This is a genomic window from Zobellia sp. B3R18, from assembly GCF_018860715.1.
GTDB classification, from domain to species: Bacteria; Bacteroidota; Bacteroidia; order Flavobacteriales; family Flavobacteriaceae; genus Zobellia; species Zobellia russellii.
This window is the reverse complement of record NZ_JAHKQG010000007.1, coordinates 49611-76205: the sequence shown is the minus strand read 5'-3', so window position 1 is coordinate 76205 and position 26595 is coordinate 49611. Positions and strand designations below refer to the sequence as shown.

The following is a 26595-nucleotide window of genomic DNA, read 5'->3' as shown; positions in this document are numbered from 1 at the left end:
TTTTAACGCAACAAATATAGTGAACTCGTGTTGCTTTTTTTGTTTAATTTCGGTTTCGTTTTATCGAGTAAAATTTAAACGGTCGTATGAAGAAGAATATTGCCATTATTATGGGTGGCTATAGTAGCGAATATAAAATTTCGCTCAAGAGTGGAAATGTGGTACATAACTACATCAACAAACTAAAGTTTAAAACCTATCGTATTCATATTTTCAAAGAAAAATGGGTTTATGTAGATGATAATGAAAACGAACATCCTATAAACAAAAACGACTTTACCATTAGTTTGGAAACGGGAACGTTACGTTTTGACTGTGTATTTAACGCAATACATGGTACACCAGGTGAAGACGGACTAATGCAGGCTTATTTTGAACTACTGGATATTCCGCAGACCTCATGTGATTATTACCAATCTGCACTTACCTTCAATAAACGCGACCTTTTAAGCGTGCTAAAACCTTACGGAATAAACGCCGCCCCATCCTATTATTTAAACTTGGGCGACGAAATAGATGAGGAGGCTATTATAAATAAGGTGGGATTGCCCTGTTTTGTAAAGGCGAACAAAGCCGGGAGTAGCTTTGGTATATCTAAAGTACATGAACAAAAGAATTTAAAGAGCGCTATAGAAAAAGCTTATAAAGAAGATGATGAAATTATTATAGAAGCTTTTTTAGACGGCACCGAAGTTTCCGTTGGCGTTATTACCTATAAGGGAGAAACCAAAGTATTACCTATTACCGAAATCGTATCTGAAAACGACTTCTTTGATTATGAAGCCAAGTACGAAGGAAAATCTCAAGAAATTACCCCTGCCCGTATTTCAAAAGTACAACAAGTAAAAGTTGAAGAATTGGCAAAGCGCGCTTATGAGGTTTTAAAAATGAAAGGGTACTCTAGAAGCGAATTCATTTTTATTGGAGACGAGCCGTTCATGTTAGAGATGAACACAACACCTGGTCTTACTACCGAAAGCATCCTACCCCAGCAAGCGGAAAAAGCCGGGATTTCACTAGAAGAATTATTCACTAGTGCCGTGGAAGAAGCTTTAAATAAAAAAGGCTAACTTTATAAGAGAACAACTCCAACTAGAACATTCATACATGAGACGCGCTATATTCCCTGGTTCTTTTGACCCCCTTACTTTGGGGCATTCAGATATTATCCAAAGAGGCATTACCCTTTTTGATGAAATCATAATCGCTATTGGTGTAAATGCCGAAAAAAAATATATGTTCTCCTTAGAGGAGCGAATGAAGTTTATAGCCGAAGCCTTTAAAGATGAACCAAAAATAAAAGTCCTCACCTATGAAGGGCTCACTGTAGATTTTTGTAAGAAAGTAAATGCCGACTTCATCTTAAGGGGTTTACGAAACCCTGGGGATTTTGAATTTGAAAAGGCTATAGCGCATACAAACAGAAAATTGTCAGAAATAGAAACCGTGTTTTTATTAACATCTTCAGGAAAATCTTACATCAGTTCTTCAATAGTACGAGATGTAATTAGAAATGGTGGGGACTATACCAGTCTTGTACCCGATACTGTACGTATCTCATAATCATTTACTCTTCTTTCTATTATCTATTTTAAAATAAGGATTTATTAAATTAAATTTGTATTTTGTAGGTAAATACAACACATTGCAGTTTTTTGTTTGACCAAACAACCTTTTTTTTGAACAACACAACGAGTTTGATACTATTCACAACAAAGGTTTAGATATAAGGTCAAATGCATCTATTTTAGTCAGAAATTACACCATGACCTTGAACGGAACGAAAATTAGACTAAATAACCCCCTAGTAAAACAGCTGCCCACGGCCACTGTTTTCACGAACAAAAAGTTCGAGGTTATTTACGCGTCCGATAAGTTCCTTTCCAATTTTGAATTTGATTCAGAAACTACATTTGGTAAACCCATTAATGAACTTTTCACCACTCTAAGTGATAATTGGGAAAACACACTTTACCAATGTCTTTCAGACAAATCTAATGACACCAGTGTAAGCTATAATTTAAACAGTGCTACTGGCTCAAAATGGTACAAGTGGGCCTGCACGGCATGGCAAAACGAGACCCATGAAATTGTTGGTCTCATCATTCATTTTGAAGACATCACAGAAAAAAAGCTTCAAGAGGAGCAAGTAAACACACTTCAATCGCTTCTTGACGCCATGTGCGAAATAAGCAAAATAGGTGTTTGGGATTATGATATAATAAATGACAAACTTATTTGTTGTGATGTCATACGCCAAATTCATGATGTACCGGAAGATTATGAATTTTCCTTTGACTCCGCCTTATCCGCGTATAAAGACGGGTACAGCAGAAACACGGTATCTATGCTGGTTCATGAAACCATGACGAAAGGCACTAGTTGGAACGAAAAATTACAGTTTAAAACTTCTAAAGGAAAAGAAATCTGGGTTCAGGTAGCTGGTATGCCAACCTACTCAGACGGCAAAATTGTAGGAATAAAAGGGACTTTGCAAAACATTGAAAAACAAGTTCAATCAGAAACTAAGACCAAAGAAAACGAACTATTATTACGCACGTTAATAGATAATTTGCCACTGAACGTATTCATAAAAGATACGGAATCTAGAAAAATTCTAGTGAACAAATCGGAATGTGACTATATGGGCGTAAAGAGCGCCGAAGAACTATTGGGCAAAAATGATTTTGAGCTTTTTAGTAAAGAGGTAGCCTTAATTTCCAGAGCAGAGGATTTACAAGTTATGGAAACCCTAACTCCAATGTTGGGCAGAGAGACCATTAATGAAACCAAAGACGGTAGGGTCTCAACTTTCCTTACGTCCAAAATACCGTTAAAAGGTAACAATGGTAAGGCCCAAGGACTAGTAGGTATTAGCATGGATATCTCTGACCTTAAACAAAAGGAACAAGAGCTTCGAGACCTAATCAACGTAACCTCGCAACAGAACAAAAAATTGGTGAATTTTGCTCATATCGTTTCGCATAATTTACGCTCGCACACCGCCAATTTCTCCATGCTATTGGATTTTCTTGCCAGCGAAAAGAACGAAGAAGAAAAGTCCAATATCATAAAAATGCTTACCCAAGCTTCGGACAATTTACTTGAGACTTTAGAAAACCTAAATGAAGTAGTAGCAATAAATACAAATATTAATCTTGAGAAAAAGCCAGTTCGGTTAAACCAGCGTATTGTTTCCGTAAAACGGAACTTAAAGGCATTTTTAATAAATCACGATGCCAAAATAGTAAACGCCATATCCGAGCATACCACTATTAAAGTCATTCCCGCATATATTGATAGTATCTTAATGAACTTCATTACAAATGCCGTTAAATATAGACATCCGGACAGACCACCTTTAATTACATTAAGCGCAATAAGCGAAAATGGGTACATAGTGCTTTCTATTGAAGATAACGGGTTAGGTATTGACCTTAAAAAATACGGAAGCAAGTTATTTGGAATGTACAAGACCTTCCATGACCATAGTGATTCCAGAGGAATTGGTCTATACATAACCAAAAACCAAATAGAAGCAATGAACGGCAAAGTAACGGTTGCCAGTAAGGTAGGTGCAGGAACTACCTTCAAAATATATTTTAATGAACAAAATTGAGAGTATTTGTATTATTGATGATGACCCAATTACGGTATTTGGCATTCAAAAGATGCTGAGTCTTGTAGTTGATTGCAATGATATTACAGTATACCGTAATGGAAAGTTGGCGATTGAAGGTATTAAAAATAGGCTTCAGCAAAACAAAAAGGTACCACAAGTAATTTTCTTGGATATAAATATGCCAATTATGGACGGTTGGCAGTTCTTGGATGAATTTATAACTTTACCTCTTACAGAAAAAGTTAGGGTAAATATCATTACATCCTCAATAGACACCTTTGATTTGGACAACTGGGAAGATTTCAAAAAGAAAACCTGCCACACCATTACCTTTAACAACAAACCTATCCGTAAAGAACACGTTGCCGAGATTACCAAAATTGCATAGTAAAAGCTTACTCGTTTTTGCTTATTTTTGATACATGCAACGGAAAATTACAACTACTTATTTTCTTCTACCTGCCACCCTTTTGGTATTGGGATTACTTTGTCTTTCTTGCGAAACAGAACAACAGGACAAAACAGCCGACTATAAAACACATTTTGAACTCAGTCACGGTTCCGAAACGGCTACCTATTTAGAAACTATAGACTTCTACATTAGATTAGCCAAAGAGTTTCCTGAAATAAATATGCAAACCATTGGTGATACGGATAGTGGTTATCCGCTACATATTATCACCTATAACCCAGACGGCGATTTTAATTTTCAGAAAATAAGCAATAACAAAACCTTACTTTTCATCAATAACGGTATACACCCCGGAGAAAGTGATGGAATAGACGCTACCATGTTACTATACAGAGACTTGGCCACCGGTAAACTTCCGGCCCCAAAGAACACGGTATTGGTAACTATTCCCATTTATAATATTGGAGGAGCCTTAAACAGAAACAGCACCACACGTGCCAACCAAAACGGACCAAAATCCTATGGTTTTCGCGGAAATGCGTTAAACTATGACCTAAACAGGGATTTTATTAAAGGTGACACCAAAAATGCCCGAACTTTTTTTGAAATCTTCCACATGGTCAATCCGGATATATTTATCGACAACCATGTTAGTAATGGGGCTGATTATCAATATACTTTAACCCACTTATTTACACAACATAACAAATTAGGCGGTGAATTAGGCAACTATATCCATAATAAAATGATGCCGTCCTTGGAAAAATCCCTTAGAGATTCAGAATGGGACATTACGCCTTATGTTAATGTTTTTAATCAAGTTCCGGAAAAAGGTTTTTCCCAATTCATGGACTACCCAAGATACTCTACAGGTTACACAACATTATGGAACACTTTTGGAATGATGGTAGAAACCCATATGCTAAAACCCTACAAACAAAGAGTTGAAGGCACCTACCAGCTCATGACGCAAATGATAAATCTTGCAGAGACCGATTATAAAGAAATAAAACAACTAAGGGGAGAAGCTAAGCACAGACATAAAGATTGGACGCACTACCCTACCCAATGGCAAATAGACACTACTAAGACTACAACCTTAGATTTTAAGGGATACGAAGGAGACACCCTTACCAGTAAAGTTACCGGACTCACACGATTAAAATACAACAGAGAAAAGCCTTTTACCAAAAAAGTTGCGTACCAAAACTTTTATACTCCTATTGATTCCGTGGAAATTCCAGAGGCCTATATTCTAAAAAAAGGGTGGCGTAAAGTTCTTTCACTTTTAGAATTGAACAAGATTCATTACAACACCATACAAAAAGACACCGTGCTTGCCGTGGAATCCTATAAAATAGATAGTTATAAAACCCTGAACTACCCCTATGAAGGTCACTACCCTCATTATGACACTCATGTTTCAATCTCAACAAGCAAAATAAAATTTCAACAGGGCGATATTTTAATTCCTACGGACCAAGAAGGTATTAGATACATCATTGAAACCTTGGAACCAGAAACAAAGGATTCTTTTTTTAATTGGAATTTTTTCGATTCTATTTTGCAGCAAAAAGAAGGCTTTTCACCCTATGTTTTTGAAGATGAAGCCATAAAGTTATTAGAGGAAAATCAAGTTTTAAAAGATAGTTTCATGTCCAAAAAAGCAACCGATTCTGTTTTCAACACTAATTGGTATGCGCAACTAGACTACCTTTTTAAACACTCGGACCATTACGAAGCGGCCCATTTACAATACCCCGTGTATAGAGTTTTGAAGAAATAAATTATGCTCCAAAAAGAATTTTAATGTTATTATAAGAATTTTGTAGTGCCTCCTGAATCTTTTTGGGGCCCTTCCATTTTACCTTAACAATACCCTCTTTCTTTTCTGGCTTAAGCTTACCTGTATAACTGGTTCTCATAGCATACCAGTGCACCTCTTTTAGAGTATACACGCCATTATTACTGAATATATGATAGGTAGTTCTCAAAAAGTTCTCAATTCTAAGATCTTTTACCCCGGTCTCTTCCATAACCTCTCTTAGAGCACAAGCTTCTATAGACTCACCCTTGTCCAGTTTGCCTTTTGGCAGATCCCATTTGTCGTTTCTATAGATAAACAATACTTCCCCCATATCATTTGTAACAACGCCACCAGCAGCAACTACTAACGGAATTCTATGCGTAAATTTCTTTAGAATATCCTCATGGTTAGGATGATAGATATAAGCTTCGGTCAATTTTTTCTTCCTCAATGCCTTTATGGCTTCTTGGATAGAATCTTCGTTTAGCAAAAAATATTCGCCACCGCCAGTTTCTGAGAGCTTATTTGTTAAGATCAAAGGCAATTCGTTCACAAAAACTTTATACATTTGCGTCATGGTTTTAGACAAAAATACCGCCAAAAAAACGGCCGAACTTCTATTGCAAATTAATGCAATTAAGTTGAAACCGGAAAATCCTTTCTCATGGGCTTCCGGTTGGAAATCTCCAATATATTGTGACAACAGAATAATCCTCTCCTACCCTGTCATCCGAAACTTTGTTAGGGAAGAAATGGCAAAGCAGGTAGAGGCGCTTTATGGCAAGCCGGATATTATTGCCGGAGTAGCCACAGGAGCTATAGGAATAGGCGCCTTAGTAGCTGATTTTCTTGGCCTTCCGTTCATTTACGTAAGACCTGAACCCAAATCACACGGTAGAAAAAACCAGATTGAAGGACAATTGGAAGCCAACCAGACGGTAGTGGTAATTGAGGATTTGATTAGTACAGGAAAAAGCAGCTTAAATGCTGTAGACGCTTTAACGGACTCCGGTGCTAACGTTAAGGGAATGTTAGCTATCTTTACCTATGGTTTTGATGTAGCCCAGACCAATTTTGAAGAAAAGAATATTTCTTTGAACACCCTTAGCGATTACGACCACCTGATAGAGCAAGCCTCAGAGACCCATTTCATTAAAGAAGAGCAATTAAATACCTTATTAGAGTGGAGAAAAAATCCATCTAAATGGCAACAATAATATTGATATGCACATAGAAACCCCTCAAAAAGATATAGCAAAAGGAGATAAAGAAGTTTTTGAATTCTTAACAGACCTCAAGAACTTTGAAAAATTAATGCCCGAAAACATTGATAAGTTTGAGGTTATTAACGAGGATCGTTTCCTTTTTGCCCTTAAAGGTATGCCCCAGATTGTTCTACAACGCCAATCTCAAACCCCTAACAGCCAAATTGTATTGGGAGCGGCAAGTGACAAGTTACCTTTTACACTAACGGCAGATATTGTTTCTGTGAGTAATAACGAAAGTAAAGTAGCTTTAAGTTTTGAAGGCCAGTTTAACGCAATGATGGCTATGATGATCAAGCACCCCATTACCAACTTTATGGGAACATTGTCCGATAACTTAACCAAGATTTAATCAGTAGCGTAGTTTTACTTCTTTAATATCAAATTCTTTTAGCACATTGTCCTCTAGGGCTATTTGCAGTTTCCCCTTGGGCGAAACTCCGCGAATAAAACCCATAAATAACTCATTTTCTTTATTCTCGAACGTAGAAGGCTTGTCTTTTCTAAACAGGACCGCCTCATACGTTTTCCAAAGGCTCGTTGCGCTATCCGTTCTTGAGCTTAAAAAAATAGCTTTAAGGTTCTTGATTACCTCTAAGAGCAATTTATCCAAATCAAAATTCCGCCCTAAAATAAGTTTCAATGAGGATGCATTCTCCAACTCGCCAAAAAAGGTTTGATTTACATTTAGGCCTATTCCTATAATTGCGGTATTTATCTCTTTTCCCGAAAGAATATTTTCAATGAGAATTCCGCAAATTTTTGAAGTACCTGACAGAATGTCGTTGGGCCATTTTATGGCCAAATCAGGTACATGATAAGCCTTTAACGTGTCATAAACAGCCAATGACACACAAATGTTCAAAAGAAAATAATCATTGGGATGAAGTCCTAAATTCATTCTTAACACACTAAAGGTAAGGTTTTTACCAGAATCAGATTCCCACTTAGCACCCATCTGCCCCTTTCCGTTCTGCTGTTCTTTGGCACTAACAACTGTAAAATCGGCTGGTTTACTATCAGACAACAAACGCTTTAAATATGCGTTTGTAGAGTCCGTGGCATCAAGTTTGATTATATTCATGCTAGGCTCATTTTGAATATATTGTATCTATTATAAAAAACTAGGTCTAAAAGAACAAAAAAATAATAACTTTGTAGAAACTAAAATTTTTGAATGCAAAAAAGCAAAGCCAGTGCAGATGAACTAATTGCATTGATATTACAGGGGATAGAAGAGGTTAAGGGACAAGATATAAATCTCCTTGATCTTAGAGATATAGAAAACACCGTTTGCGACTACTTTATAATATGTAATGGTACTTCAAATACGCACGTAAACGCTATAGTAGGTTCAATTCGTAAAATCGTTAGTAAAACCATTCAGGACAAACCTTGGCATGTAGAAGGCGAAGACAATGCCGAATGGGTATTAATGGACTACGTTAACGTTGTTGTGCACGTTTTTCAAAGACAAGTTAGAGAATATTATGATATTGAAGGGCTTTGGGGAGACGCCAAAGTAACCAAAATAGAAAGTAGTAGCAGTTTGAATCAGTAAAAAATAATAATGGCTAAAGATAATAATACAAATAACAAGAAACCGAAGTTCAGCTCGTGGTGGATTTATGGATTGATAGCAATTCTTTTAATAGGTTTTCAATTTATAGGTAGTGGCAATTTGGCCAACACCAGAAAAACTACAACTTCGGAATTACAGGAGTACCTTAGAAACGGTGATGTTAAAGAAATAATGATCATTACCAATACACGCCAAGCAAAAGTTTTTCTTACGGAAGAAGCTATGGCCAAGGATGTCCACAAAGATGTAGCTGAAAAACCTTTCCTTCCTTCTACAGGCGCTGTGCCTCAATATGTATTGGATTACGGTGATTTGCAGAACTTTGAGAACGAAATTAAGAACATCAAAAAAGAAAACAATTTAGATACTATTGTCGATTATGACACAGACAATAACTATCTAATGGACCTTCTTTTGGGCATATTACCCTTTGTTCTGATTATTGGTATATGGATATATTTAATGCGCAGAATGTCCGGCGGTGGCGGTGGCGGTGCCGGAGGTCAGATATTTAATATTGGCAAATCAAAAGCTAAACTTTTTGATGAGAAAACGGACACCAGAACTTCGTTTAAAGATGTTGCTGGTCTTGAAGGGGCTAAAGAGGAAGTTGAAGAAATTGTAGAATTCCTTAGAAACCCGGACAAATACACCTCATTGGGTGGTAAAATACCTAAAGGAGCCTTGCTAGTAGGCCCTCCGGGAACAGGTAAGACCCTTTTGGCAAAAGCCGTAGCAGGAGAAGCCAAAGTACCGTTCTTCTCGCTATCCGGTTCTGATTTTGTTGAAATGTTCGTTGGTGTAGGTGCATCTAGAGTACGTGACCTATTCAAACAAGCCAAAGATAAATCGCCTGCCATTATATTTATTGATGAGATCGATGCTATTGGTCGTGCACGTGGTAAAAACAATTTCACAGGCTCTAACGATGAGCGCGAAAACACACTTAACCAATTACTGACCGAAATGGACGGTTTTGGAACCAACACCAATGTTATTGTCTTAGCGGCCACAAACCGTGCGGATGTGTTGGATAAAGCTTTAATGCGTGCAGGTCGTTTTGACAGACAGATATATGTAGACTTACCGGACATCAGGGAAAGAAAAGAAATTTTTGAGGTACACTTAAGACCTATCAAAACTTCCGAGGCCTTAGACCTTGAATTTTTAGCCAGACAAACACCCGGTTTCTCAGGTGCGGACATTGCCAATGTTTGTAACGAAGCGGCGTTAATTGCAGCTAGAAAAGAGAAAAAGGCAGTTTCAAAACAAGATTTCTTAGATGCTGTTGACAGGATTGTTGGTGGATTAGAGAAAAAGAACAAGATCATAACTCCAGGAGAAAAAGAAACTATTGCTTATCATGAAGCAGGACACGCTACTACAAGCTGGATGCTTGAGCATGCCGCTCCATTAGTGAAAGTTACTATTGTGCCAAGAGGACAATCCTTAGGTGCCGCGTGGTATCTACCGGAAGAACGTCTAATTGTTCGGCCAGAACAAATGTTAGATGAAATGTGTGCTACTATGGGTGGTAGAGCTGCTGAAAAAGTTATCTTCAACAAAATATCTACCGGAGCTTTGAGCGATTTGGAAAAAGTAACCAAACAAGCCAGAGCCATGGTAACCATCTACGGTCTTAATGATGAAATAGGTAATATCACCTATTATGATTCTTCAGGACAGGATTCGTACGGTTTTTCTAAACCTTATAGTGAAGACACTGCGAAAAAGATTGATGAAGAAATTTCTAAAATCATAGAAGAGCAATACCAGAGAGCTATTCAGGTATTGACGGATAATAAGGATAAGCTTACCATTCTTGCTGAAAGATTATTAGAAAAAGAAGTTATTTTTAAAGAAGATTTAGAGAAAATTTTTGGCAAAAGATCCTTTGGGGAAGAGTTTGATGAAAAAGGGCAAGAAAAGATTTCTAACGACCTATTATCTTCCGAGGGTACAGTAGCTGAAGAAGGAGAAGAAAATAAATAAGAATATTTAACGTTTTCTTTTATCAGAGAGAACGCGTATTGAGTTTTACAAGAGCAAATGGGGCTATTTGACAAATTATTCGGTGGCGGCAAGCAAAAGAAGGTTTCCAAAGAAACAGCGGAAACCAGAGGTGCACACATGCCCGATCTGAACATTCCTGTGGACGAGAAATTTACCATACATTTTAAACAAAACGGTGGTAAATTTCTTTACTGCGATTCGTTTTCCGAGATTTCTCAAGCGGTAAAAAATATCGTAAACGAGAATAGTTGGCAGGACCACCCCTTCTTTGTCATTAATGAAACGCTCAAAAAGAAATTCTCAAAAGAAAATATTGGCTTTACAGACCAAAGTAAGGATAGCGAAGTTTTCTTCACTACCTGTGAGCACTTAATAGCCCAAAACGGTTCTATACTGGTTTGCTCCAACCAACTTATGGACAAAAAGCTTAATGAATTACCATACAATGTTATTGTTTTTGCCACTACCAGCCAACTAGTTGAATCTATTGGGGAAGGCTTAAAGACAATAAAAAAGAAGTATGGCCATAACATTCCTGCAAACATTACCACATTAAAACATTTTCAGGCCAACGAAGGAAATTCAGATGATTTTCTAACTTACGGAAGCAGCTCTAAAAACCTGTATCTTTTACTTTTGGAAGACCTATAAAACATGAAGGAAGTTCTAAGACGGTCGCTTACAGGAGCTGTTTACATCTTTTTATTGTTGTCCGCTGTCTTTTTGAGTTCAGATGCCTTTGATTTTTTATTCATGATTTTTGGGCTCGCCTGCCTCAACGAATACAAAAAACTTGTAGACCTAAAAGGCTTGCATATCTACGCCGCATACTTGATCCTGTGGTGGTTGTTTATATATTTTGTTAGTGACATGATACTCGTGTACGTGCTTTTAGGGTGCACTCTGGCAGTAAACTTTATGTTACTGTTTTACCTCTTCTCAAAAAGAACGAAACTCTTTAATACCGCCCAAAAGTTTTTAATAGGGCTTTTTTATGTTGGAGGCGGATGCATTTTCCTAACAATGATTCCTTATACCAATAATGACTTTGCCAAGTTTCTAATTATAGGTATTTTTATCTTAATTTGGGTAAACGATTCGTTTGCTTACATAGTTGGTCGTAGCTTTGGGCGTACTAAATTGTTTTCTGCGGTTTCCCCTAAGAAAACTGTTGAAGGTGCTCTTGGTGGTTTGATTTTTGCCGTAGGAACGGCTTATTTTATGGCTAAGTATGAGCCTATATTAAATCCGCCACAATGGGTTATTTTAGCTATTGTAATAGTTGTAGCGGGCAATTTAGGCGATTTAATAGAATCAAAATTTAAAAGAACGGCGGGCGTAAAAGATAGTGGTGCTATTTTACCCGGCCATGGCGGAATGCTAGATCGCCTAGATAGTTTAATATTTGCAGCACCGTTTGCGTTCTTAACCTTAAAAATATTCGCCCATGTTTCATAGAGAGGGTCAAAAAATTATTCTGACCACCTTTTTTATAGTTGCCGTAGTTATATTAGGTTCTCAATACGCCATTGAAATACCTTGGCTACGCATGGGCATTCAGTTGATTGCTGTTATATTTTTAATTTTGATCCTACAGTTTTTCAGGAACCCGACTCGTAGGGCCGCAAAAAACTTTGATGAAATATTAGCTCCCGTAGATGGGAAAGTAGTGGTTATTGAAGAGGTTGAAGAAACCGAATTCTTTAAGGAAAAACGCATGCAAGTTTCTATTTTCATGTCCCCTACCAATGTACACGTAACCCGTTACCCCGCTAGTGGAACCGTAAAATATTCAAAATATCACCCAGGGAAATATTTAGTAGCCTGGCACCCTAAATCCAGTACGGAGAACGAAAGAACTACTGTGGTTATCCGTACCCCTAAATTTGGGGATATTCTCTATAGACAGATTGCAGGCGCTCTAGCCAGGCGTATTGTAAATTATGCCGAAGAAGGAGACAATGTTCAGCAAGGCGAAGATGCTGGTTTTATTAAATTTGGATCAAGGGTAGATTTATTCCTACCTTTGGATTGTGCTATTACCGTTAAATTAAACCAGAAAGTTATTGGCGCTGAAACTTGTGTTGCGGCTGTTCTAAAGAAGAATGAAGAAGGAGAAATTACATACTGATTTCGATAAGGCGGTAGAGTTTATGAACAACTATACCGATCCGTTGCCTGCCGACCTGCTGCTAAAGCTCTACGCCTATTACAAAATAGCTAACAAGAACTATAGTAATCCCGGAAGCAGTACGCCGCTGATCAACGCATTTAAAGCAAATGCCCTTATTCAAGCCAAAAACATCAAACGAGATGATGCTATGAAAGCATACATAAAACTCGTTAAGGCAGAGGTACGGAAAAAAAAGTAATCACCCGCCCCTATTCCATTGCGTAGAGATTATTATTCTACTTGTACAAATCATTAATATCAGCTTTACAAAGCTCATAGATAAAACCACCTATTTTCTGGGTTACATCCTTAAAAAAACGCTCGCCTTTTTCCTTAGTAGCGCTATGCGGGTTACCCACCCCGGTATCCTCACTAATTTTAGACCATTTTCTCTCTGCCCAAGCCCAACCTTCAGAGAAAGATTTAATCTTATATTGTTTAGATTCGCCATCTCCCCATTTATCCTTAGACGAAACCAAATCGGGTCTTAGATAAAGCATAAGACTAGTTTCCATTTCATCGGCATGGTCACCCTTTTCATCAAAATATAAATCCTTGTTCAACGCTTGTGGAAAGAAGCAAAAGCTAATGAACATTTCAGGAAACTTGTACCCCAGCTCCCTAACCAAGGGCTTAAAGTTGTTTCCGCCGTGACCATTAAAAATCAATAATTTATGTACACCTTGCCTGTTGAGCACTTCTACAATATCCGTTAAAATAGCAAGCTGTGTACTGGGGTTTAAGTTTATATCCAAATAAATATCGGACTGCCCCGTATTTACCCCGAACGGAAGTGTAGGCAATACAATAGGCTTTACCCCTTGCTCCCATGCAATACGGGCAGCTTCCGCCGTCATGTGGTCTGCCTGAATGTTATCAGTAGCATATGGTAAATGATAATTGTGGGCTTCTGTAGCGCCCCAGGGTAATATGGCCAAATCAAACTTTTCGTCCTTTAGAGCTTCCCAATTCGTTTCTGCTAAAATATAAGGTCTCATAATGTAATTCTTGATCAACAAACTTAGCAAGATTCACTTTAGAACCCTTCCTTTTAACATGTCTTCCTCTCAAAAAAATTTAAGCGATTGTGTTTTGTTCAGAAACCACGGATTCAAAGTAAGTAAAATAAAATCCAGAAATAATGGTAACAACAAAATAGAGGGCCACCAGCCAGCTTCCAAAATTCAAATAACCGTTCAACCCAAACCAATCCTTCGTGAATAGAATGAACAACAAGCCAAATACCCCTCTAAACAATTCTATATAAACCGCATACTTTTTACGGTCCATTAATGTCGTATATCCATAAATACCTGTAAACACTATAAATCCAAACAGCAAGAGACCACTTACCCCTATCTCAGAAAAATTATAGAACATAAACCATAAAAATAAGGTAGTAGCAATCAATTGAAATACGGCATACAATTTTAACCCTGTAGATGCCGGTGTTTCATAACGTGTAAACCCGTAAACATCCACAATACCCTCTATAGGAAATTTCTTTTTGACGTCCTCAGGTCTCCAACCCGTTGGCATAAACCAAATGCGGACTTTATCATAATAATTTTGGGTATGCCAAGCATCTTGTATCAATCGCCATAGATGCTGAAAATTAATAGGTATGGGGTTCCATGTCCCGGCCGGTTTCAACACTCCAAACTGAGGAGGAACATTATCTAATTCTTCCTGGAAAGTACCAAACCAACGGTCCCAAACGCAAAGTATTTGTCCTAAGTTTTTATTAATGTACTCCGGATTAATCGCATGGTGCACCCTATGCTGAGAGGGAGTTACAATAATGTATTCGGCCCACCCCATTTTACCAATATGTTGCGTATGATACCAAAACTGCGCAAAGAGGTGAACGGGTGCAAGAATTGCTATAACCTCATTAGGAACACCTGCAATAGCCGCAGGAATCAAAAGCAAAGGAAAATAACCTATTAAATTAGAAATGGACTGACGCAGAGCGCATGCCAAATTAAACTCTTCACTACTATGATGAATAACGTGCTGATTCCAGAAAAAATTTATTTTATGATTAAGCCGATGGTTCCAATACCCCGCAAAGTCAATAACTATAAAAGCCACCAACCATACAACCCAAGTACTTTCCATTTTGAACAGGGCCAAATGTTCCAACAAAAAAGGGTAGGTGACCAGAATAAACCCTAGTCCCAAAGTATCTTTAATGATATTATTAAAACCTGAGCTAATACTAGAAACGGAATCCATTACTTTATGCTTCTGATCTTTCACAAAATGACCATAAGCTATCTCAACTACCAAAAGCACCACAAAAAAGGGAATAGCGTACAAAAGTGCCTGGGCATACGTTTCCACCTATTTAGTATTTAAGTTTCATAAGTTGTACAATCGCAAATAAAATGAATCCCTTTACGGTTTCATCTCTATGTTGTTAATTGAACGGTCCTACCATGATATGGGCTCTAAAAGTACCCGGGTCCATAAGCCATGGCATACCTTTTTCATGAGGTTTTGCAGGTAACCCCGTAGATTCTGTTGTAGCAAACGGAGTATAAATTACATATCTATACTGCCCATCACCCAATTCTCCAGTCTGCTTGTCATAGGCCTCATCACTGCCATAATAAATATAGAGCATACTGGGCACTATGGGCATTTGCCATTTACCCGCTGCAACCTCAGCGCCTTGAATTTCCCTTTTTTCTTTTGTGTTTTTTCCTTCCGCCGTTAATTCCCGCCCTCTCTTCATGAACGGTTCCAACGCTTTGGAATAACAGGCTACACTAACACCCTCTTTTGTAGGGTCATCTCCTATACATACTAAATTATTAGTGCCTTCCCTCAAAACCACCAAATTCCCAGATGGGTCGTACCCGTAGACCATGGCTGCCTCCTTATCTGCCTCAGGAGCAGGCAGAACTGCTGTTTTAATTTGAATTTCAGGCGATAAAATTTCAGTCTTAATTTCTTGCGAAGTCACATAGGAAATAGACAAAAAAGCTGTTACAAATGCTAGTTTCTTCATGTGATGTTGGTTTTACCTAAATATAAACATGAAAACTGAATTTTTAACGGACAAGCGCTAAAAATTATCAACTGTAAAAGAAGGACCCCGAAGCCATAAAGTGGGGGAACAAAAAAAAAAAAATCATGACCACTGGGGCCTCCAATGACTTAAGCAGATTAGACAATCTCAAATAATAAGTATCCAAGTAAGACTATGGAGCTATTATAATCTAATTTTTGATGTCAATTATACTGTTAAGACATTACAATATACGTTTTATAAATGAATATTAGTTCACTTATAAATGTTAAAACTTTAAGATTTTATAGCGTCCCAACACACCTGAAACGATTGTTCCATTTTCTCTTGGGTTAATTCCGTCCTATCTAACACCAATTGCCTTGCTAGAGTATTGGCATAGCCATACAACAGCGGAACCAGCAAACCATTATCTATATCTTTAATAATCAATTCTTGTTTTCCTCTATCGAGTAACCCCCTGATAAAGTTTAAAAATTGCTCGTCCAGATTGCTCGTTTCCTCTGAAACAAATGACGAATATCTAAACTGGTGCATAAAAACAACCTCAGAACTATTGGAAACACGGAACTGAAGAACATTTGACCAAATTACGGAGAACTGTTTTTTTAAAGGAAAATGCTGAATAGACGGAAGCATAGAAAATGTACCACTTAACAGTAAGTGCTTGTAAAGCTCATTCAATAGTTGCTCTTTACTATCAAAATAGATGTAGAGTGTTCCGCATGCCATCTTTGCCCTTTTAGCTATGGATGACATGGTGAGGTTACTCAACCCCAATTCGGAAGTCAACTCCGTAGTTGCCTCAAAAATCGCATTGACCTTGGTATTATCTTTAATTCTCACATTACTAATATAGCAATTAAAATGAATATATGTTCATTTTAAAAAATATAGACCTATGTCCAAAAAGGGGTTATAAATCACTGAATACAGGGAGAATAAACTACAATTTACCGCATAACTTTGTCGTTAATTGATAACCACAGGTTATTACAACCACACGCTACACCTTTAAAACAAACCTATGATTTTCTTTTTCGGAACACGCTCCAGTAAAATAAAAGAACGCCATTTAAAAAGAACTACTTGTTCTTATTGCCAATCCCAAGATTCTTTTACCGTTAGCACTTACGGCACGTACTTTCATGTATTCTGGATCCCACTCTTCCCCCTATTCAAAAAACATATTGCCGAATGTAGCCATTGCAAAAAGAGCTTTTCATTTGCAGAATTTACACCGCAAATGCTAAAAAGTTATGAAGTAGAAAACAGCACGAATCCCGTAAAAAGACCACTATGGCATGGCTGCGGGTGCTTGGTTATAACCGTACTTTTCGTAATTGTATTTTCCATATCACTTTATGGGGTCTATAGTCGTTCTGGAGAATCAGCAAAAGTGACACCAATAGACCCTAGGAAAGAATTATTGGATGCCGATATAAAAAAGATGTCCCAATTAGTTCACAAAGAAAGAGACTCCATCTCCGCTTCTTTAAAGCCTGTGTAGATTATGATATTGTAAGTGGAATAGACACCGAGAACATTGCCTATTTTACCAAACAAAACCAAAGTAAACTCTTAATACTTTTAAAAATAAGGGATATAAAAAAAGTGAAAGCCGAATTTAGGAAAGACATCTTAGATATTGTTGAAGACTGTATTTTTCAAATCGATAAAAACCAGCAATTTAATGAGCTTTACATTGGAGTTGAAGGCAAATGGAATACTGTATTGGTCCGTACTCCCAACCAAGAAGACATTGGAGGACGTTTTGCGGACAAGTACAAATTACTTTCCTTCTATGGCAATGACAGCCTTAGCCCAGCTAAAACAAAACAGCCGGATACCCTACTTCTAGAATAACCGGCTGTAATTATGATACTACATAGCTTAACCCAGACTGGCCAAACTTTTCTCTAAAGTTTCAATCTTTGCTTCGGCATCTGCTTGCTTTTGGCGTTCTATAGCAATAACCTTTTCTGGTGCGTTGCTCACAAAACGTTCGTTGGAAAGCTTCTTTTCTACAGATTTTAAGAACCCTTTGGTGTATTTGAGTTCTTCCTCAATCTTTTTGATTTCGGCCTCAACATCAATTGCACCGCTCATGGGAACAAAATATTCGTTACTTTTTACACGGAAAGACAAAGCTCCATCTACCGTAGCATCTACATAGGAAACCTCAGCTACGTTAGTCAGTTTTTCAATGACCACATCCCAAATTTTCGCTAAATTTCCTTCGTTTAGAACCATTAATTCCAAACTCTCTTTCATTGGAATGTTCTTTTCCTTCCTAATGTTCCTAACACCGGATACCACTTCCGCAGCAATATCAAAACTTTCTATTAACGCCTCATCTACTGTTTGCATTTTTGGCCATTGCGCCACTACCAATGCATTCTCAGGCATACGTTCCGTAATGTGCTGCCAAACCTCTTCTGTTAGGAAAGGCATAAAGGGGTGCAACAGCTTTAGGTTTTGCTCAAAAATATCTATTACCGCCTCATAGGTAACCCTATCAATTGGCTTTTGATAATCCGGTTTAATGATTTCCAACAACCAAGAACTATAATCGTCCCAAACCAACTTATAAATGGCCATTAAAGCATCGGAAATACGGTATTTGCTAAAGTGGTCTTCAATCTCTGCCAAAGTTTTATTGAACTTGGCCTTGTACCATTCAATACCCAATTTTGATGCTTCAGGTTGTGGCAAGTCTGCAATTTCCCAGCCTTTCAACAATCGGAAACCGTTCCATATTTTGTTGGCAAAATTCTTTCCTTGTTGACACAAATCTTCATCAAACATCAAATCATTACCCGCAGCGGAACTCAACAAAAGTCCTACACGAACACCATCTGCCCCGTAATCTTCTATTAATTTAAGTGCATCGGGTGAATTTCCAAGCGACTTAGACATTTTTCTACGCTGCTTATCACGTACCAACCCTGTAAAATATACATTTTGGAAGGGTCGCTCATCACGATATTCGTAACCCGAAATAATCATTCTGGCTACCCAAAAGAAAATAATATCCGGACCTGTCACCAAATCATTGGTTGGATAATAATAGTTGACTTCTTTATTATCCGGCTCCAAAATGCCGTTAAAAACACTAATAGGCCATAACCAAGAAGAAAACCATGTATCTAATGCATCTTCATCCTGTCTTAGGTCTGCTTCTGTCAAATTGGCATTTCCAGACTTTTCTTGTGCCAATTTAAGAGCATCCGTTTTAGTCTCCGCAACAACGAAATCTTCTTGTCCGTCACCAAAGTAAAACGCGGGTATTTGTTGCCCCCACCACAATTGACGCGAAATATTCCAGTCGCGAATATTTTCCATCCAATGACGGTATGTATTCTCAAACTTCTTTGGAAAAAACTTCACTTCCTCCGTTTTAAGCACGGAATCAATAGCGGGTTTAACCAATTCTTCCATCTTCAAGAACCACTGATCGCTAAGACGTGGTTCAATTACAGCCTTGGTACGCTCAGAAGTACCTACTTTATTTACATAGTTCTCCTTTTTTACTAAAAACCCTTTTTCTTCCAGCTCTTTGGTAATTTCTTTACGAACCACAAAACGGTCTTTACCTTCGTAATGCAGACCGAAAGAATTTAAGGTGGCATTGGCATTGAAAATATCTATGGTTTCAAGATTGTGCTTTTCACCTAAGGCTTTATCATTGATATCGTGGGCCGGAGTAATTTTTAAACATCCGGTACCAAATTCAATATCTACATACTCATCCTCTATAATAGGTATTACCCTACCAGAAATAGGCACAACCACTTTTTTTCCTTTTAAATGACGATAGCGCTCATCATTTGGGTTTATACAGATTGCGGTATCTCCTAAAATAGTCTCTGGCCTAGTGGTAGCAATGGTTACTCTTTCTTCGGAACCTTCAATCGGGTACGAAAGATAATAAAGTAACCCTTGTTTTTCCTCATAGATTACTTCCTCATCAGATAGGGTTGTTTGCGCCTCCGGGTCCCAATTCACCATACGGTGACCCCTGTAAATCAACCCTTTATTGAACAAATCAATAAACACTTTAATGACAGATTTATACATGTCATCATCCATAGTAAACTTGGTGCGGTTCCAATCACAGGAAGCACCTAGTTTTTTGAGCTGTTCAAGAATGACCCCTCCATATTCATCTGTCCACTCCCAGGCGTGTTTCAAGAACTCTTCTCGGCTCAAATCTGCCTTGTCTATACCTTCTGCTTTTAACTTGGCTACCACCTTAGCCTCGGTAGCGATAGATGCATGGTCCATTCCTGGTACCCAGCATGCATTTTTACCCATTAAGCGCGCTCTCCTAATCAATACATCTTGTATGGTATTATTGAGCATGTGCCCCATATGCAACACTCCGGTTACGTTTGGCGGAGGAATTACAATAGTATATGGCTCTCTTTCATCTGGCGTAGATGAAAAGTAGTCGTGCTCCATCCAGTAGTCATACCAGTGGCTTTCAGCTTTTAAGGCTTCATATTTAGAAGGGATATCCATATTTTGGAACGGTTTTTGTCTAAGGAATGACGGTCATAACAATAAAGACCGAAATAAGAAGTTACGTTATATATAGTTTATGGCAATTTTGCCTAGTTTTAAATACGAAACAAAAATAAGTAACGTTAACAGATAACAAAAGAATTTTGGAGGTTCATCTGAAAAGATTTATTTTTGAGATTCCCTAAATTTAACAAAATGAAAAAAATAGTACTCGTATTATTTGTAGGCCTAATGGGATTATCCCTAACCGCACAGGACAAAGCGGCAAAAATTGAATTTAAGTCCGAGACCGTTGATTACGGTGAAATTCAAAAAGGATCCGATGGTGTTCGTGTTTTTGAATTTACAAATACCGGCCAGGCGCCTTTGATCATAAGCAAAGTAAGCTCTAGCTGTGGCTGCACCATTCCTAAAAAACCTGAAGAGCCTATTTTACCAGGCAAAACGGGCGAAATTTCAGTAAAATATGATACTAACCGAGTAGGTCCTATTAGAAAGGCCATTACGGTTATTTCCAATGCGGACACACCTACAAAGGTTCTAAAAATTAAAGGTGAAGTAAAGGCCTCCGAAGGCAAATAAACTTCCTAGAAAATTAACTAAAAGACCCGGCTATGACCGGGTCTTTTTATTTTAGCATGTTTTTAAGCACAAAGGTGAAAAGCAAATCGGAATTATAGCGCTCTATCAATAACTTAATACGTTTACCCTCCTTTTCGTTGATCATCTCCAAGATATCCTGAAGCTTGTAACGGTGAATTCTTTTGCCGTTTACCGCCAAAATAACATCACCTTCCTTTAAACCGGCTTCATATGCGGGGCTACCCGCCCTAATGGCACTCACTATTATTTCCGGTGCAACGCTAAGTCTGGTCTGGTTTTCAAAAAGCAATTGCACATTGCCAAATTCAGCTTTATCACTATAAACCACACCACGGTCATCCGCTATACTTTCGGCAATATAACGTATACCATTATGCTGTAAATCTAGGCCGGATAAGTTGTATTTAAACGGCTTATCAAAATTAGAGTTCTTTCGTAGAATTATTCGATTGCGGCGATAATCAAAAACTACATGAAACCTTTTTAAAACCGAACCTCCCAAACTACCGTTGCGCTCCACCAAGTTTGTAAGTTCTCTAAAAGAGTTTTTATCTGGAAAAGCTGCCTTGGCATCATTCAACAAAAAACGGCCTATCCTTAACCCATTAACCTTGGTTCGTTTTCCATAAATATTACCGTTAAGGCCTTTTCCTAAAAAATCGTCATAATGTTTGTCAGGTACGTTTATAGAATCGCTTTCAAAAAGCCATAGGGCATCACTACTACCGGTATCCAAAAGGAGCCTTACAGAAAGTTCATCTTCCTCCCCTAAATAAAGTTCGGAATTCAAATAGGCCTTTTTAGCCCTAATGGACAGTGGTAAGACTTCAGTATTTTTCTTTTCCCGGTACACATAAGTATCCGGGTTACTGAAACGGATATGCTTTTTAATGTAATTGACGTCTACAACAAAATCCCTAAAAAGGTCATAACCTATAATACCATGAACAGGAATCCCCAAGGAAGTAGAAAAATTTATGCTCTTATCCATTACCACAAAGAGTTTCTGATTCTCGTTGGATATATTTTTTAAGCGAAATTGATTTTTTTCGGACACCAGCGCTTTAATGGGAACATTATCACCAAAACCTTTAATCGTAATTTCAGAAACATGGTTTATTTGCACCGAATCCGTTTCGGAGATATTGAACAGTATGGGTGAACTTACACCGGAATCCAGCAAAAAGGAAAGTTCCGTTCCGTTAACTTCAATAGGCACTACAATAAGATTGTTGATGAGTTGAAACTTAATCTTTTCGGACTTTTGACCTTCAGGCAAAGTGAAGCCCTGTGCCATTACCGAAGAAGAAAGCAACATGAGAAAGAATATGATATGTAGACGCAGCTTGTTCAACTTTTTTCATATTTCCTTCTATAATTTACGATTTTTTCAGATACACCTCCCCTTTTTTAACAAAAGACAAATAAACGTTTTCCCAACGCGCATGGTTTTCTCGTTTGGTTTCCTCATTTTTGCAGCAAAATTGCTTATATATGCCAGTAGTATCACAAAAAGGGCTTTCCATGCCCGAATCGCCTATTAGAAAGTTGGTTCCTTATGCGGAAGAAGCTAAGAAGAAGGGCGTTAATGTAATTCACCTTAACATAGGTCAACCGGATATAAAAACACCTCAGCTAGCTTTAGATGCCGTAAAAAACAACACCTTAGATGTTATTGCATACAGCCGTACCGAAGGGTCTGAGGAATATCGTGAAAAGCTTGCCGCCTATTATGCCAAAAACGATATTCATGTAGGGGCAAATGATATTATTGTAACTACAGGTGGCTCAGAAGCTTTGGCGTTTACAATGGGCAGTATTGCCGATAATGGGGATGAGATTATTATTCCTGAACCTTTTTATGCCAATTACAACGGGTTTGCTACCGCTACAGGGGTTAAAGTGGTTCCTGTTATATCCCATATCGATTCTAATTTTGCCCTTCCGGCCATTGAAGAATTCGAGAAGTTAATTACCCCCAAGACCAAAGCTATCCTTATCTGCAACCCTGGCAATCCTACCGGATATTTATACACAAGGGAAGAAATTAAAAAATTGGCGGCAATAGTTAAAAAGCACGACCTTTTCTTAATTGCCGACGAAGTCTATAGAGAGTTCACCTATGACGGAGCAGAACATTACTCTATTTTACAGGAAGAAGGACTGGAAGAGCACGCTATAATAGTCGATTCCGTAAGTAAAAGATATAGTATGTGCGGCGCACGTATAGGTTGCTTGGTTACCAAAAACAAGAACGTTATTAAGACGGCCATAAAATTTGCCCAAGCAAGATTATCGCCCCCTACCTACGCTCAAATTGCCAGTGAAGCCGCATTGGAAACTCCGCAAAGCTATTTTGACGATGTAAAAAAAGAGTATGTAGGCCGTAGAAACTTGCTTATTGAAGAACTTGAAAAAATTGAAGGGATAAAAGTAGGCAAACCTCAAGGGGCTTTCTATTGCATTGCGGAATTACCCATTACAGATGCAGATGATTTTGCCCAATGGTTATTAGAAGATTTTAGACTGAACAATGAAACGGTAATGGTTGCACCTGCCGCAGGGTTTTATGCATCCGAAGGTTATGGCAAAAACCAGATAAGAATTGCCTATGTTCTGGACAAAGACAACTTAAAGAGAGCGGTTAACATACTAAAGGAGGCGCTAAAAAGTTATATAGCGTAATGGAGGTTAAAAAAGATATATCCCTTAAGCCCTACAATACCTTTGGAATAGATGCCAAGGCGCGGTTCTTTGTTGAAATCAATAGTTTAGAAGACCTAAAAAAAGCGCTCCAACTTGATGAATACCCAAATAAATTTGTTCTTAGTGGCGGAAGCAATATGTTAATCACCAATGATATTGATGCATTGGTATTACATATAAACCTAAAAGGCAAAGAGATTCTAAAAGAAAAGGACGATTATGTTCTTCTTAAAGTAATGGCGGGCGAAAACTGGCACCAGATGGTGTTATGGACCTTGGACAATGGCTATGGCGGATTAGAAAACATGTCTCTTATTCCCGGTAACACGGGTACGGCACCTATTCAGAATATTGGCGCCTACGGCGTAGAATTAAAAGACTGTTTTGTTTCCTGCGAAGCCATGCATATTAAAACTCAAACCCTAAAAACTTTTTCAAAAGAAGACTGTAAATTTGGTTATCGCGACTCTTTTTTTAAAAATGAAGGAAAGGGAAAGTATATTATCACCTCGGTTACGTTTCAATTGAGCAAAACCAACCATAAGAAGAACACCTCTTATGGCGCTATTGAATCCGAACTTGAAAAAATGGGTATTTCAACCCCAACAATAAAAGACATCTCAAATGCTGTTATAGCCATTAGGCAAAGTAAATTGCCCAATCCTGCAGTTTTGGGCAACAGCGGCAGTTTTTTCAAAAATCCGGTGATTAATTTAGAAGAATACACCCAATTTATTGCTACCAACCCAGAGGCCCCATCCTATAAAGTAACGGATAGCAGCTACAAGATACCAGCTGGTTGGCTTATTGAACAGTGTGGTTTTAAAGGAAAAAGGTTTGGTGATGCCGGGGTACACAAAAATCAAGCATTGGTACTAGTTAATCATGAAAACGCTACAGGTCAGGAAATTTTGGATTTAGCCTTCAGAATAATTGATGAAGTAAAGAAAAAATTCGGTATTGAAATAGCGCCGGAAGTAAATATCATAAAATAAATAACCCCCAAAGAAAATCTTGGGGGCTATACCAAACCAAACTAACCAAAAATTAAATGTGCAGTTACCAAGTGCACATTTATATTATTAATATTTTTGAATACGCCTATATAAAAATCAATTTTATAAATTAGCGTTTAAACATATACGGTACTACCAACTAAATTGGATGCCCAAACATTCATTTTTTTTCGTGACCGGAAATAAAACATGAGTACACTACTTGAAAAGCACATTGTAGAACTACTTCAGGAAAGAGATGAAAAAGCTATTTCACTCTTGTACGAACATTACGGCGATACGCTTTTGGGGGTAGCCAATAAGGTAGTTCGCGATGAGGAATTGGCACAGGATGTCCTACAGGAAAGTTTCATAAAAATTTGGAAAAAATCAGACTCTTACGATTCCTCTAAAGCCAAACTATTTACGTGGTTATTTCGTATAACACGTAATACGGCTATAGATAAATTAAGAAGTGTCAATACAAAAAGTGATAAGGAAATCCAAATTGATGTTTCTGACGTATATAATTTAGGCGTCAACAGTACAAGACCAGAGTTTATGGACGTCCGTGAGAATCTGGATAAGATAGAAACCAAATACCAAATTGTGTTAGACGCCCTGTTTTTTGAGGGTATGACACAACAGGAAGCGAGCGATGAGCTTAATATTCCGCTGGGAACTATCAAATCTAGACTTAAAATCGGGCTCAGGGAACTCAAAAAAATATATGGCCCTACGTTACTGTTGGTGTTATCATTAAACCTGATATCCTAATACCATGAAAGAAAAGATAAAATCATTTTTAGATTCCGATTTATTGGAAAGCTATCTTTTAGGCACTACTACAACCGAAGAAACATTGCAGGTAGAACGCTACTTGTCTATGTACCCAGAAGTTCGGGAAACCTACGAAGAGTTGCAAGACAACCTGGAAACGTATGCAAAACTGTATGCCGTTAAAGCTCCAGAAGACCTTAAGAAGAGAATTCTTAAGAGCATTAACAAAGAATCCAATTTCAAAAGAAACTTTTACCGTATGGCGGTTGCCGCTAGTTTTGCAGTATTGGTTTCTGCGGGCGCATCCTATTTCTTCTGGGACAAAAATCAAAGCCTAGAAGAAGAGAACTCTATCGTTAATAATAAAATTGACGATTTAGAAGAAACAATGCGTGCGCAACTGGAAGATGTAAGAAACCAATTTATTGTTCTTCAGAACCCAGAAACGAAAAAGGTGAATGTTAAGGGCAATAAAAAAGCTAAAGAATTAAAGGCCGTTGCGTATATAAACCCTGTAAAGAGACTTTCTTATATTAATGTAAGTAAGCTGCCTCATTTGCCAAAAGACCAGTGCTACCAAATGTGGGCTGAGGTTAACGGCGAAATGGTAAACCTTGGTATTATAAAGGAAGCTAATAGTCAAGAAAAACTATTGGCATTACCCTATGCAGAGGATGCCATTAGTTATATTACCATTGAACCTCAAGGAGGGAACCAAAGCCCTACCGTTGAAAATATTGTAGCGAATATTGCATACTAAGCAATTGCTCATTTAAGATATCATTAAGCCTCGAAACTTCCATTTCGGGGCTTATTTTTATATCTTTGTCCCAAAATAATCTTTATGAAACTCATTTTATTGACCATCGGGTTATTAGCTTTGGGATTTGCAGGAATAGCCATTAAAATCTGGGCTAAAAAAGATGGGAAATTTGCAGGCACTTGTGCAAGTCAAAGTCCTTATTTAAATCAAGACGGCCAAGCATGCGGCATGTGCGGCAAATTGCCTAGCGAACAAGATTGTAGAAACGAAGACAATACAAACCTTCAATCCTCAATTTAAAACTTTCATT

Annotated in this window: 29 protein-coding genes; 21 read left to right on the top strand and 8 right to left on the bottom strand. The window is 37.9% G+C overall.

Annotated features, from left to right (window positions below; translation table 11 throughout):
- The first annotated feature begins 86 nt into the window (after nucleotides 1-86).
- The 5 genes from KO513_RS04940 (at nucleotide 87) to KO513_RS04920 (ending at nucleotide 5820) form a co-directional block, all read left to right on the top strand.
- On the top strand, nucleotides 87-1070 hold the full coding sequence (locus KO513_RS04940; protein ID WP_215912538.1) for a D-alanine--D-alanine ligase: 984 nt from the start codon (nucleotides 87-89) through the stop codon (nucleotides 1068-1070).
- A gap of 37 nt (nucleotides 1071-1107) precedes the next feature.
- Nucleotides 1108-1563 carry a pantetheine-phosphate adenylyltransferase gene (coaD, locus tag KO513_RS04935; RefSeq protein WP_215912537.1) on the top strand — a complete coding sequence of 152 codons (456 nt, stop codon included), beginning with the start codon at nucleotides 1108-1110 and terminating at the stop codon, nucleotides 1561-1563.
- A 202-nt stretch (nucleotides 1564-1765) separates the two neighbouring features.
- The gene (locus tag KO513_RS04930; RefSeq protein ID WP_215912536.1) at nucleotides 1766-3619 is read left to right on the top strand and encodes a PAS domain S-box protein; all 1854 of its coding nucleotides are present in this window, start codon (nucleotides 1766-1768) and stop codon (nucleotides 3617-3619) included.
- Nucleotides 3606-4010, top strand: coding sequence for a response regulator (locus KO513_RS04925; RefSeq protein WP_215441923.1), 405 nt, complete (start codon nucleotides 3606-3608; stop codon nucleotides 4008-4010). The genes KO513_RS04930 and KO513_RS04925 overlap by 14 nt, the downstream gene beginning before the upstream one ends.
- A gap of 34 nt (nucleotides 4011-4044) precedes the next feature.
- The gene (locus KO513_RS04920) at nucleotides 4045-5820 is read left to right on the top strand and encodes a M14 family metallopeptidase (RefSeq protein ID WP_215912535.1); all 1776 of its coding nucleotides are present in this window, start codon (nucleotides 4045-4047) and stop codon (nucleotides 5818-5820) included.
- 1 nt (nucleotide 5821) lies between these two features.
- Here KO513_RS04920 and KO513_RS04915 read toward each other — a convergent pair whose 3' ends face one another.
- Nucleotides 5822-6409, bottom strand: coding sequence for an NUDIX hydrolase (locus KO513_RS04915; RefSeq protein ID WP_215441925.1), 588 nt, complete (start codon nucleotides 6407-6409; stop codon nucleotides 5822-5824).
- A 7-nt stretch (nucleotides 6410-6416) separates the two neighbouring features.
- On the opposite strand from KO513_RS04915, the gene pyrE reads away from it, so the two are divergent.
- Together pyrE and KO513_RS04905 are read left to right on the top strand one after the other, a co-directional pair.
- A complete protein-coding gene (gene pyrE, locus KO513_RS04910; protein ID WP_215912534.1) occupies nucleotides 6417-7058 on the top strand; it encodes an orotate phosphoribosyltransferase in 642 nt (213 codons plus the stop codon).
- Between the two features lie 7 nt (nucleotides 7059-7065).
- Nucleotides 7066-7458: an SRPBCC family protein gene (locus tag KO513_RS04905; RefSeq protein WP_215912533.1), complete on the top strand. Its 393-nt coding sequence runs from the start codon at nucleotides 7066-7068 to the stop codon at nucleotides 7456-7458.
- On the opposite strand, the gene KO513_RS04900 is transcribed toward KO513_RS04905, so the two are convergent.
- Nucleotides 7459-8190 (bottom strand): biotin--[acetyl-CoA-carboxylase] ligase, encoded by a 732-nt coding sequence (locus KO513_RS04900; RefSeq protein ID WP_215912532.1) that lies wholly within the window; start codon nucleotides 8188-8190, stop codon nucleotides 7459-7461.
- Between the two features lie 93 nt (nucleotides 8191-8283).
- Between KO513_RS04900 and rsfS the strand changes: the two genes are divergently transcribed.
- From rsfS to KO513_RS04870, 6 genes are read left to right on the top strand one after another with little or no spacing between them, the layout of a single operon-like run.
- Entirely contained in the window at nucleotides 8284-8667 is a 384-nt protein-coding gene (gene rsfS / locus KO513_RS04895) for a ribosome silencing factor (RefSeq protein ID WP_215441929.1), read from the top strand.
- Between the two features lie 9 nt (nucleotides 8668-8676).
- Nucleotides 8677-10680, top strand: coding sequence for an ATP-dependent zinc metalloprotease FtsH (gene ftsH / locus KO513_RS04890; protein ID WP_215441930.1), 2004 nt, complete (start codon nucleotides 8677-8679; stop codon nucleotides 10678-10680).
- A gap of 57 nt (nucleotides 10681-10737) precedes the next feature.
- Nucleotides 10738-11352, top strand: coding sequence for an LUD domain-containing protein (locus KO513_RS04885; RefSeq protein WP_215912531.1), 615 nt, complete (start codon nucleotides 10738-10740; stop codon nucleotides 11350-11352).
- A gap of 3 nt (nucleotides 11353-11355) precedes the next feature.
- Nucleotides 11356-12159, top strand: a complete 804-nt coding sequence (locus tag KO513_RS04880) for a phosphatidate cytidylyltransferase (RefSeq protein ID WP_215912530.1) — start codon at nucleotides 11356-11358, stop codon at nucleotides 12157-12159.
- Nucleotides 12149-12832, top strand: a complete 684-nt coding sequence (locus tag KO513_RS04875; RefSeq protein ID WP_215441933.1) for a phosphatidylserine decarboxylase family protein — start codon at nucleotides 12149-12151, stop codon at nucleotides 12830-12832. Before KO513_RS04880 ends, KO513_RS04875 begins: the two co-directional genes overlap by 11 nt.
- Nucleotides 12807-13073 carry an acyl-CoA-binding protein gene (locus tag KO513_RS04870; protein WP_215441934.1) on the top strand — a complete coding sequence of 89 codons (267 nt, stop codon included), beginning with the start codon at nucleotides 12807-12809 and terminating at the stop codon, nucleotides 13071-13073. The genes KO513_RS04875 and KO513_RS04870 overlap by 26 nt, the downstream gene beginning before the upstream one ends.
- A 37-nt stretch (nucleotides 13074-13110) precedes the next feature.
- Here KO513_RS04870 and KO513_RS04865 read toward each other — a convergent pair whose 3' ends face one another.
- The 4 genes from KO513_RS04865 to KO513_RS19810 all read right to left on the bottom strand — a co-directional run bounded on the left by KO513_RS04865 (nucleotide 13111) and on the right by KO513_RS19810 (nucleotide 16757).
- Complete coding sequence (locus KO513_RS04865; protein ID WP_215912529.1) at nucleotides 13111-13872, bottom strand: creatininase family protein; 762 nt, start codon at nucleotides 13870-13872, stop codon at nucleotides 13111-13113.
- Between the two features lie 79 nt (nucleotides 13873-13951).
- Nucleotides 13952-15220, bottom strand: a complete 1269-nt coding sequence (locus tag KO513_RS04860) for a sterol desaturase family protein (protein ID WP_215912528.1) — start codon at nucleotides 15218-15220, stop codon at nucleotides 13952-13954.
- A 76-nt stretch (nucleotides 15221-15296) separates the two neighbouring features.
- Entirely contained in the window at nucleotides 15297-15890 is a 594-nt protein-coding gene (locus KO513_RS04855) for a hypothetical protein (RefSeq protein ID WP_215912527.1), read from the bottom strand.
- 297 nt (nucleotides 15891-16187) lie between these two features.
- A complete protein-coding gene (locus KO513_RS19810; RefSeq protein ID WP_215912526.1) occupies nucleotides 16188-16757 on the bottom strand; it encodes a TetR/AcrR family transcriptional regulator in 570 nt (189 codons plus the stop codon).
- A gap of 181 nt (nucleotides 16758-16938) precedes the next feature.
- On the opposite strand from KO513_RS19810, the gene KO513_RS04845 reads away from it, so the two are divergent.
- Nucleotides 16939-17421 (top strand): zinc-ribbon domain-containing protein, encoded by a 483-nt coding sequence (locus KO513_RS04845; RefSeq protein WP_215912525.1) that lies wholly within the window; start codon nucleotides 16939-16941, stop codon nucleotides 17419-17421.
- A 104-nt stretch (nucleotides 17422-17525) separates the two neighbouring features.
- Nucleotides 17526-17777, top strand: a complete 252-nt coding sequence (locus KO513_RS04840) for a hypothetical protein (protein WP_215912524.1) — start codon at nucleotides 17526-17528, stop codon at nucleotides 17775-17777.
- Nucleotides 17778-17804: 27 nt separating this feature from the next.
- On the opposite strand, the gene KO513_RS04835 is transcribed toward KO513_RS04840, so the two are convergent.
- Nucleotides 17805-20435 (bottom strand): valine--tRNA ligase, encoded by a 2631-nt coding sequence (locus KO513_RS04835; protein WP_215912523.1) that lies wholly within the window; start codon nucleotides 20433-20435, stop codon nucleotides 17805-17807.
- Nucleotides 20436-20633: 198 nt separating this feature from the next.
- On the opposite strand from KO513_RS04835, the gene KO513_RS04830 reads away from it, so the two are divergent.
- The gene (locus tag KO513_RS04830) at nucleotides 20634-21020 is read left to right on the top strand and encodes a DUF1573 domain-containing protein (protein ID WP_215441941.1); all 387 of its coding nucleotides are present in this window, start codon (nucleotides 20634-20636) and stop codon (nucleotides 21018-21020) included.
- Nucleotides 21021-21066: 46 nt separating this feature from the next.
- Here the strand turns inward: KO513_RS04830 and KO513_RS04825 are convergent, their stop codons facing one another.
- Nucleotides 21067-22395: a PDZ domain-containing protein gene (locus tag KO513_RS04825; RefSeq protein WP_252735684.1), complete on the bottom strand. Its 1329-nt coding sequence runs from the start codon at nucleotides 22393-22395 to the stop codon at nucleotides 21067-21069.
- Between the two features lie 140 nt (nucleotides 22396-22535).
- Between KO513_RS04825 and KO513_RS04820 the strand changes: the two genes are divergently transcribed.
- The 5 genes from KO513_RS04820 (at nucleotide 22536) to KO513_RS04800 (ending at nucleotide 26585) form a co-directional block, all read left to right on the top strand.
- Nucleotides 22536-23726 (top strand): pyridoxal phosphate-dependent aminotransferase, encoded by a 1191-nt coding sequence (locus KO513_RS04820; protein ID WP_215912522.1) that lies wholly within the window; start codon nucleotides 22536-22538, stop codon nucleotides 23724-23726.
- Nucleotides 23726-24742 carry a UDP-N-acetylmuramate dehydrogenase gene (gene murB, locus KO513_RS04815; protein ID WP_215912521.1) on the top strand — a complete coding sequence of 339 codons (1017 nt, stop codon included), beginning with the start codon at nucleotides 23726-23728 and terminating at the stop codon, nucleotides 24740-24742. Before KO513_RS04820 ends, murB begins: the two co-directional genes overlap by 1 nt.
- Nucleotides 24743-24952: 210 nt before the next feature.
- Nucleotides 24953-25519, top strand: a complete 567-nt coding sequence (locus KO513_RS04810; RefSeq protein ID WP_215441944.1) for an RNA polymerase sigma factor — start codon at nucleotides 24953-24955, stop codon at nucleotides 25517-25519.
- 4 nt (nucleotides 25520-25523) lie between these two features.
- Nucleotides 25524-26282 (top strand): anti-sigma factor, encoded by a 759-nt coding sequence (locus KO513_RS04805; protein WP_215912520.1) that lies wholly within the window; start codon nucleotides 25524-25526, stop codon nucleotides 26280-26282.
- 84 nt (nucleotides 26283-26366) lie between these two features.
- Nucleotides 26367-26585, top strand: a complete 219-nt coding sequence (locus KO513_RS04800) for a membrane or secreted protein (RefSeq protein WP_215441946.1) — start codon at nucleotides 26367-26369, stop codon at nucleotides 26583-26585.
- The last annotated feature ends 10 nt before the right edge of the window (nucleotides 26586-26595 follow it).

What these genes read in the sequence shown, in the direction of transcription:
- KO513_RS04940 (WP_215912538.1), top strand. Translation starts at nt 87, where the DNA reads ATGAAGAAGAATATTGCCATTATTATGGGTGGCTATAGTAGCGAATAT.
- coaD (WP_215912537.1), top strand. Translation starts at nt 1,108, where the DNA reads ATGAGACGCGCTATATTCCCTGGTTCTTTTGACCCCCTTACTTTGGGG.
- KO513_RS04930 (WP_215912536.1), top strand. Translation starts at nt 1,766, where the DNA reads ATGACCTTGAACGGAACGAAAATTAGACTAAATAACCCCCTAGTAAAA.
- KO513_RS04925 (WP_215441923.1), top strand. Translation starts at nt 3,606, where the DNA reads ATGAACAAAATTGAGAGTATTTGTATTATTGATGATGACCCAATTACG.
- KO513_RS04920 (WP_215912535.1), top strand. Translation starts at nt 4,045, where the DNA reads ATGCAACGGAAAATTACAACTACTTATTTTCTTCTACCTGCCACCCTT.
- KO513_RS04915 (WP_215441925.1), bottom strand. Translation starts at nt 6,409, where the DNA reads ATGTATAAAGTTTTTGTGAACGAATTGCCTTTGATCTTAACAAATAAG.
- pyrE (WP_215912534.1), top strand. Translation starts at nt 6,417, where the DNA reads ATGGTTTTAGACAAAAATACCGCCAAAAAAACGGCCGAACTTCTATTG.
- KO513_RS04905 (WP_215912533.1), top strand. Translation starts at nt 7,066, where the DNA reads ATGCACATAGAAACCCCTCAAAAAGATATAGCAAAAGGAGATAAAGAA.
- KO513_RS04900 (WP_215912532.1), bottom strand. Translation starts at nt 8,190, where the DNA reads ATGAATATAATCAAACTTGATGCCACGGACTCTACAAACGCATATTTA.
- rsfS (WP_215441929.1), top strand. Translation starts at nt 8,284, where the DNA reads ATGCAAAAAAGCAAAGCCAGTGCAGATGAACTAATTGCATTGATATTA.
- ftsH (WP_215441930.1), top strand. Translation starts at nt 8,677, where the DNA reads ATGGCTAAAGATAATAATACAAATAACAAGAAACCGAAGTTCAGCTCG.
- KO513_RS04885 (WP_215912531.1), top strand. Translation starts at nt 10,738, where the DNA reads ATGGGGCTATTTGACAAATTATTCGGTGGCGGCAAGCAAAAGAAGGTT.
- KO513_RS04880 (WP_215912530.1), top strand. Translation starts at nt 11,356, where the DNA reads ATGAAGGAAGTTCTAAGACGGTCGCTTACAGGAGCTGTTTACATCTTT.
- KO513_RS04875 (WP_215441933.1), top strand. Translation starts at nt 12,149, where the DNA reads ATGTTTCATAGAGAGGGTCAAAAAATTATTCTGACCACCTTTTTTATA.
- KO513_RS04870 (WP_215441934.1), top strand. Translation starts at nt 12,807, where the DNA reads ATGAAGAAGGAGAAATTACATACTGATTTCGATAAGGCGGTAGAGTTT.
- KO513_RS04865 (WP_215912529.1), bottom strand. Translation starts at nt 13,872, where the DNA reads ATGAGACCTTATATTTTAGCAGAAACGAATTGGGAAGCTCTAAAGGAC.
- KO513_RS04855 (WP_215912527.1), bottom strand. Translation starts at nt 15,890, where the DNA reads ATGAAGAAACTAGCATTTGTAACAGCTTTTTTGTCTATTTCCTATGTG.
- KO513_RS04845 (WP_215912525.1), top strand. Translation starts at nt 16,939, where the DNA reads ATGATTTTCTTTTTCGGAACACGCTCCAGTAAAATAAAAGAACGCCAT.
- KO513_RS04835 (WP_215912523.1), bottom strand. Translation starts at nt 20,435, where the DNA reads ATGGATATCCCTTCTAAATATGAAGCCTTAAAAGCTGAAAGCCACTGG.
- KO513_RS04830 (WP_215441941.1), top strand. Translation starts at nt 20,634, where the DNA reads ATGAAAAAAATAGTACTCGTATTATTTGTAGGCCTAATGGGATTATCC.
- KO513_RS04820 (WP_215912522.1), top strand. Translation starts at nt 22,536, where the DNA reads ATGCCAGTAGTATCACAAAAAGGGCTTTCCATGCCCGAATCGCCTATT.
- murB (WP_215912521.1), top strand. Translation starts at nt 23,726, where the DNA reads ATGGAGGTTAAAAAAGATATATCCCTTAAGCCCTACAATACCTTTGGA.
- KO513_RS04810 (WP_215441944.1), top strand. Translation starts at nt 24,953, where the DNA reads ATGAGTACACTACTTGAAAAGCACATTGTAGAACTACTTCAGGAAAGA.
- KO513_RS04805 (WP_215912520.1), top strand. Translation starts at nt 25,524, where the DNA reads ATGAAAGAAAAGATAAAATCATTTTTAGATTCCGATTTATTGGAAAGC.
- KO513_RS04800 (WP_215441946.1), top strand. Translation starts at nt 26,367, where the DNA reads ATGAAACTCATTTTATTGACCATCGGGTTATTAGCTTTGGGATTTGCA.